The 6052-nt window shown below is 60.2% G+C and carries 3 protein-coding genes and 2 pseudogenes; 2 read left to right on the top strand and 3 right to left on the bottom strand.

The genetic code is table 11. The annotated features are described in order from the left end of the window. Positions 1-355: 355 nt before the first annotated feature. A pseudogene (locus AB0D32_RS30505) lies at positions 356-877 on the bottom strand (GNAT family N-acetyltransferase). Next, positions 877-1038 (bottom strand): UTRA domain-containing protein, encoded by a 162-nt coding sequence (locus AB0D32_RS30500; protein WP_357097601.1) that lies wholly within the window; start codon positions 1036-1038, stop codon positions 877-879. The pseudogene AB0D32_RS30505 and the gene AB0D32_RS30500 overlap by 1 nt, the downstream one beginning before the upstream one ends. A 59-nt stretch (positions 1039-1097) precedes the next feature. Between AB0D32_RS30500 and AB0D32_RS30495 the strand changes: the two are divergent. Together AB0D32_RS30495 and AB0D32_RS30490 are read left to right on the top strand one after the other, a co-directional pair. Beyond that, positions 1098-2065: pseudogene (locus AB0D32_RS30495) on the top strand (tyrosine-type recombinase/integrase); the annotation flags it as partial. A 372-nt stretch (positions 2066-2437) separates the two neighbouring features. Then, positions 2438-5413: an NACHT domain-containing protein gene (locus tag AB0D32_RS30490; protein ID WP_357097599.1), complete on the top strand. Its 2976-nt coding sequence runs from the start codon at positions 2438-2440 to the stop codon at positions 5411-5413. A gap of 75 nt (positions 5414-5488) precedes the next feature. Here AB0D32_RS30490 and AB0D32_RS30485 read toward each other — a convergent pair whose 3' ends face one another. Then, positions 5489-6049: a cysteine hydrolase gene (locus AB0D32_RS30485; RefSeq protein WP_357097614.1), complete on the bottom strand. Its 561-nt coding sequence runs from the start codon at positions 6047-6049 to the stop codon at positions 5489-5491. Between the last annotated feature and the right edge of the window lie 3 nt (positions 6050-6052).

The following is a 6052-nucleotide window of genomic DNA, read 5'->3' as shown; positions in this document are numbered from 1 at the left end:
GGGGGGGGGCCCCCCCGGCCGCGCGGCGCGCCCGGCCCCCCCCCCCGCCGCGCCCCGCCCGGGGGCCCCCCCGCGGCCGGCTGCCGGCCCGCGAACCGCAACCACTTTTGGCGTCTGCCGTCTGCGGCGGCCCGGGCTTCCCGCTCTCCGCGCCAGCCGCCGGGCGTGTTGCGTGGCCGGCGTGGAGTGACAGCGGAGCGTCGGACGCGCGCCCAGGCGGCGGCGCGTGCGGCCCTTCAGGGCCGCCTTGAACACGTACAGAAAGTTCTCACCGATCGGCCGGCAGCCGGCCGCTACCTGCCGAGCGTGATAGCGGTCGCGGACGGCAGGCCACTCCGCTTCGATGACGCTGTAGTTAGATCGAGTCCCGTACGTAGCCATCGCTGAGGATGCGGTGACTGCGGAAGATGCCTTCCTGCTTGGCACCGATGCCAAGGATCGAGTTCTGGGACCGGACGTTGCGGCTGTCGGTCTTGTAAGCGACGCGGATGGTGCCCATGGTCTCGAAAGCGTGGTGCATGAGCATGAAGACGGATTCGCGTGAAGCGCCGGTCCGCCAACTACTCGGAGTCAGTCAAGCCCACCCGACCTCGACGGCTCTGTCACGCTGCCGAATGTCGATCAGACTGATGCTTCCGATGACCTCGCCGGTGCTCAGGTCGATTGTGGCGAAAGGAAGTCGGGCACCCTGCGCCCGCTCGTTCTCCGCGTCCCGGATCAGCGCTTCGGCATTCTCGATCCGCTGCGGCGTGGGCTCGTCAAGATACGACCAGATCTCGTCGTGCGAAGCCGCCTTCAGCAGTCCTGCCGCGTGGTGCAGCCCGAGCAGCTCAAGTCGGATGATCGATCCTGTCAGGGTTACGGGCGTGAGATCCATCAGGCTTCCACCTCGTAAAGCAGGACGTGTCGGTCACCCGGCAGGATCACTTGGTAGACCTCGACAGGTAGATCGTTTTGGTCAAGCGTCGTGCGGAGGAGTCGACCAACCGGCGTCGCTGGTCCCAAGTGCAGAGCCCTGGCTTCCTCGGCGGTGGGCATGCGCCAAGTGATCTCGTCCTGGTAGCGCGTGGGCGTGTGACCCCGGTCTTCTAGTATCCCGCGACTACGAAGACGGCCTCGCCCTCGTCCAGGACGGGCAGACTGTGGCCGCCGCTCTCACCGACTGGCTCACCTACGGCCTGAGCCGACAGTCCGAGAACACCAAGGCGAACTACGAAACTCTCGTGCGCTCCCACATCATCAGCGACCTCGGCGCGAGGAAGCTGCGGGACCTCAGCGCCACCGACGTCGACCGCTGGCTACTGGGCAAGTCCCAGCACCTGAGCACTCGAACCCTGCGCCTGCTTCACTCCTTGCTGAACCGCGCGGTCAATCGGGCCATGGCGCGGGACAAGGTCAAGCGCAACGTCGTAGCCCTCTGCGGCGTCCCCACGGGTCGCTCTGGGCGTCCGTCCAAGTCCTTGACCCTCGACCACGCCAAGGCGCTTCTGATCGCCGCCGAGGGCAGTTCGTTGCACGCCTACGTCGTGCTCTCACTGCTGACCGGCGCTCGCACCGAGGAACTGCGCGCCCTCATCTGGGCACACGTCGACCTCACTGGCAGGCCGCATGACGACCCGTCCGTGCCACCGTCCATCCAGGTGTGGCGCTCGGTCCGCACTGACGGAGACACCAAGACCAAGAAGTCGCGTCGCACCCTGGCCCTGTGCCGGCCCGGTGCGTCACCGCGCTCACGAACCTCCGCGAGCACCAGGGCGAGCCTGCCGCCGACCGTCTCGTCTTTCCCTCCGCCGCCGGCACGGCCCTCGATCGGCACAACGTGCTTCGGGCCTTCCGCCTGGTCGTCGTCAAAGCGGGCCTCGACCCGCGCGACTGGACCCCCCGCGAGCTGCGGCACAGCTTCGTATCCCTGTTGTCCGACAGCGGCGTCAGTATCGAGCAGATCGCCGACCTCTGCGGCCACTCCGGCACGACCGTCACCGAGAGCGTCTACCGGCACCAACTGCGGCCGGTGCTCCTGAGCGGTGCCGTCGCCATGGATCGGATCTTCGACGCTGAGGCGTAGTCACTCAGTTAGTCACCCAGATACGACGAGAGGGCATATCCATCGATGAGATATGCCCTCTGAACAGTGTCGGGACGGCCGGATTCGAACCGACGACCCCTTGACCCCCAGGACGATTTGGTAAGCGTTCCCGCACGTCACACACGCTATCCCCAAGATCAGGCCGTGCAGCCGACGTCGTGCCGCGCACCATCGCGCAGGCCGTGTGGTCCCCACCTGGTCCCCGAGTTCCCCGCCCTACGCTTCGACCGGGCTTCACGCCGCTCCTACTGCTGCTGTCAAAACACGCAGGGGCGCCTCGCCGACGGCGTGTACACCCCCGAACCGAGTCCTGCTTCCCTATGCTGTCTTCCTAACCTGAGGGGAACGGCATTGATCGAGGGAATTGCAGCCGAAGTCATCGGCGGAGCAATAGCAGGCGCAGGCCAGCGCGTGGCGGCGCAAATCAGTCAAGGGGTCCGCCGTCGCCGGAATAGGGAGTCCGACGAGGACGCAGTAGCCGGCATCCTGTCGACACCGAGACTAGTCAAATCACTTCGCTTCACGGCAGTCTCCTATCCAGCAGGAATGGATAGAGATTCTTTCCGGGCGTTCATGACGGATCCAATCACCGATGGCATCGCATTCGAAACGCTCGTCGCAACTCTCGCCAGAGCCCCACAAGCCTCAAAAAATTCCATCCTCTCAAGATGGGTCGACGATTCAAAGTCTTTGCTTCCTGATGTGCCGGACGGCCAGAGAGCCGATTTTGTCAAGCAGGTATTCGGCATCATGAAGGAGGAATGCGATGCACTTGCGAGTATGCTCGACGATCAATACCCGACCATTGCCGAGAAGATCCATTCGCAAGCGCACTACCAGCGACTAGCTTCCATTCTTGAAGCGATCGAGCGGCGCCTCGCAAGCCCAGCCGAAAGTAAGCCAACTGAAGCAGACGAAGAACAACGCTTTCTCCGACACTATCTGCCTCAAGCAACACGGCATCACGGCCACCTAACGCCGCCTGATTTCGACAGACGGAAGCGGGTACCAATCTCGGAGATCTACGTTAGCCCGAACCTAAAAAGGGTAGGCGTCAGCCACGAGGAGGTGCCGCTTAGACTAGATGACTTGATACGGCTTATTGACCGCACGGTACTGCTAGGTGACCCAGGCGGCGGAAAATCTACCGCCGCAACTGTCACCATGCACTACACCGCGACAGGCGGAAGCGGACTAGTTCCAATTCTTGTTACCCTGCGCGACTTCGCCGCCGGCAAGGTCATCGATGAGTCGATCTTGCAACACATCGAGAAGCTCCTGAACGTGACATACCAGTGTGCGCCTCCGCAAGGGCTCATAGAACGACTTTTGATATCCGGGCGTTGTCTCGTCATTTTCGACGGGTTGGACGAACTCCTGGATACCAGCAAACGGCGAGAGGTTACCGATCTCGTTGGCCTTTTCTGCTCTCGCTATCCGCTCACGCGGGTACTAGTCACAAGTCGTCGAGTCGGTTACGATCAGGCACCTATGGATCCGAACCAGTTCACCTCCTTTGAGATCTTTGGCTTCAACGAGGATCAGATTCAGGAGTATGTTTCGAAATGGTTCAAGCAAGACGATTCCTTGAGTTCAGAAGAAGCATTCTCCTGGACATCATCATTCATGGAGGAAAGCTCCTCGGTCCCGGACCTACGCGCCAACCCTCTACTCCTCGCGCTCATGTGCATCATCTATCGGGGAGAACACTCTATCCCGCGCAATCGACCCGCGGTGTACGAGCGCTGCGCGACAATGCTGTTCGAAAAATGGGATAGCAGCCGTAAAATTCACGTCGAGCTACGTGTAGGCAGACTCGTTGATCCTGCTATGAAATACCTGGCGCACTGGATATTGACGCAGAGCGACGGAAGCGAGGGTGTCCCGGAATCCGTGCTCGTCCGACAGACAACTACGTACCTACGGCAACACGACTTCGAGGATCCATATGAAGCCGAAGCGGCAGCGACCGAGTTCGTCACTTTCTGTCGCGGACGTGCATGGGTATTTAGCGACGCCGGCTCCACGGCCGATGGCGAGAACCTCTACAAATTCACTCATAGGACTTTCCTGGAGTACTTCGCTGCTTACCATCTGACACGAACTCACGACTCACCAGAAAAGCTGGCAAGAACCTTAGCGCCCAAGATCTCCAATGCAGAATGGGATGTAATCGCACAGCTGGCCGTCCAGATTTGCGAGAAGCACTCCGAGTCGGGAGCCGAGCGGTTCTTCTGCAATCTCTTAAATGAGAAGGTTAAGCGGAGGTGGGATAAGCGTGCAAACATTCTGTTGTTCCTATGCAGCTGCCTACCCTTTGTAACCATCACACACCCCACCTTCAGGAAGCTGATAAGGCAGACCATCGACGGTTGCGTCCAGACGTCTGACCGGGTCGCGCGCACAACCGCACCCTTGGCGGCACTCGGCTCCTTGATGGCTAGCGCTACAGGTCCACGAGAAGCGCTGGTCAAGGACGAAATTAGGAGCAATCTCATCACGAGTTCTCAGAGCGACTCAGTTCATTTCAGCACCAACGCGCTTCAGATCTCGGCGATGGGTTGGGTTGGCTTGTTCGTCGGTCCAGGGCCGACTGGCCCTATCAACAGATTCCAGTGGATCAATTTTTGCGCTTCTCTCTTTGATGACGTGTATCACGGGGCTAATCCTGAGGCCAAGTCGCACCGGGTCGTCAGAGCGTACGCGTGGTCGCGGGGACACATCAAGCTGCCCGAACTTCACCCAGCAACCAATTCAAATAAGTTGTCTACCCTTTGGAAGCAAACGACTCTTACCGCCTACGGGATAGGGCTTATCTCGACCGGCAGCGCCCTGACGGATTGGTTCCTGACTGGATACACCGACTTTTGGAGATTCCATGACCCACAAGATTTACTAGATCAACTGGGGCAGGCTGTGCAGCAGACAAGGAGTCCGTTTGGGCCCAGGATCGGGAATAGGAACCCCATATCGGATCACGTCTTGCGTGAAGCGGCAAACCAGAAGTTGAACTTTAAGGACTACAGTCCTAACGCAATCATTGGCGGATGCTGGCTAACCTGGTCGTCTCTCCGAATGCGTGAACACAACGAATTGCTGGAGCTTCTCGCTAAGTATCCAGCCGGGCTAGGCAGGGCAACTCCCGTAATAGAAGCCATGAGCCACCCGGACGTAGCACCTGCCGACGAGAGCACCGGGGTCCCACATAAGGTGCGAGAGGAACTTGCCCGATGGCAATCGGTCGAAAGACACCTTCGGGTGCCTCAGCAATACGCGAATGAGATGGACTTTCTTGCAGACCATCCTACACAAAGCAGATCCGACTAACTGGTGTTGGTCGCGGTACGTTGGGCTGTCATCGAGGTTCGAGGGCGTTTCCGTAATTCATGATGGGCTTGGTGACTACGGTGACTCCGGTGACAGGTCGATGAGCGCGGCGGGGATGTCGGCTAGCTGGATTACCTGGCCAGGGCCGATGAACCGTCGCGCTACCAGTAGCCCCGCCTCGTGCGCCTCAGTGCCCGCGTGGCTCGCCGAGGCATCCGCGATGAGCCACGGCGTGAAGTCGTGCTCGAACGCGTCCACGGCCCCCTTTAAGACGCAACTTTCGGTGGCGATACCGCAGAAGTAGAACTCTTCCCATCCGCGCTGCTTGAAGAGCGCGATCCCCTCCGAGGTGAATGGGCTGTAGATCCTCTTGTCCAGTGTCACGCCCTGATCTACATACAGCTTCAGCTCGTGTGCGAAGTCAATGTCCGGGGAAGACTGGAGCCGTTGCCAACCAAAGAAACGTTCAAATGGACTACCAGGGTAGTTCAGGTACCGGGTGAAAAGCGTGTCGCCGCCGGCTGCCTGCCAACGGCGCACCAAGTCGACAACGACAGGAACGATGTGCGCTGATTGCTCTCGCACGAAGCCGTTCTGCATGTCAGTCACAACAAGCACAGGGCGACCCGATGTCATTGG

It is taken from the genome of Micromonospora sp. NPDC048170 (genome assembly GCF_040652795.1).
GTDB lineage: Bacteria > Actinomycetota > Actinomycetes > Mycobacteriales > Micromonosporaceae > Micromonospora.
This window is presented reverse-complemented; position numbering and strand designations above follow the sequence as displayed.

Coding starts and splice junctions, on each gene's coding strand:
- AB0D32_RS30500 (WP_357097601.1), bottom strand. CDS start 1,038: ATGCCCACCGCCGAGGAAGCCAGGGCTCTGCACTTGGGACCAGCGACG.
- AB0D32_RS30485 (WP_357097614.1), bottom strand. CDS start 6,049: ATGACATCGGGTCGCCCTGTGCTTGTTGTGACTGACATGCAGAACGGC.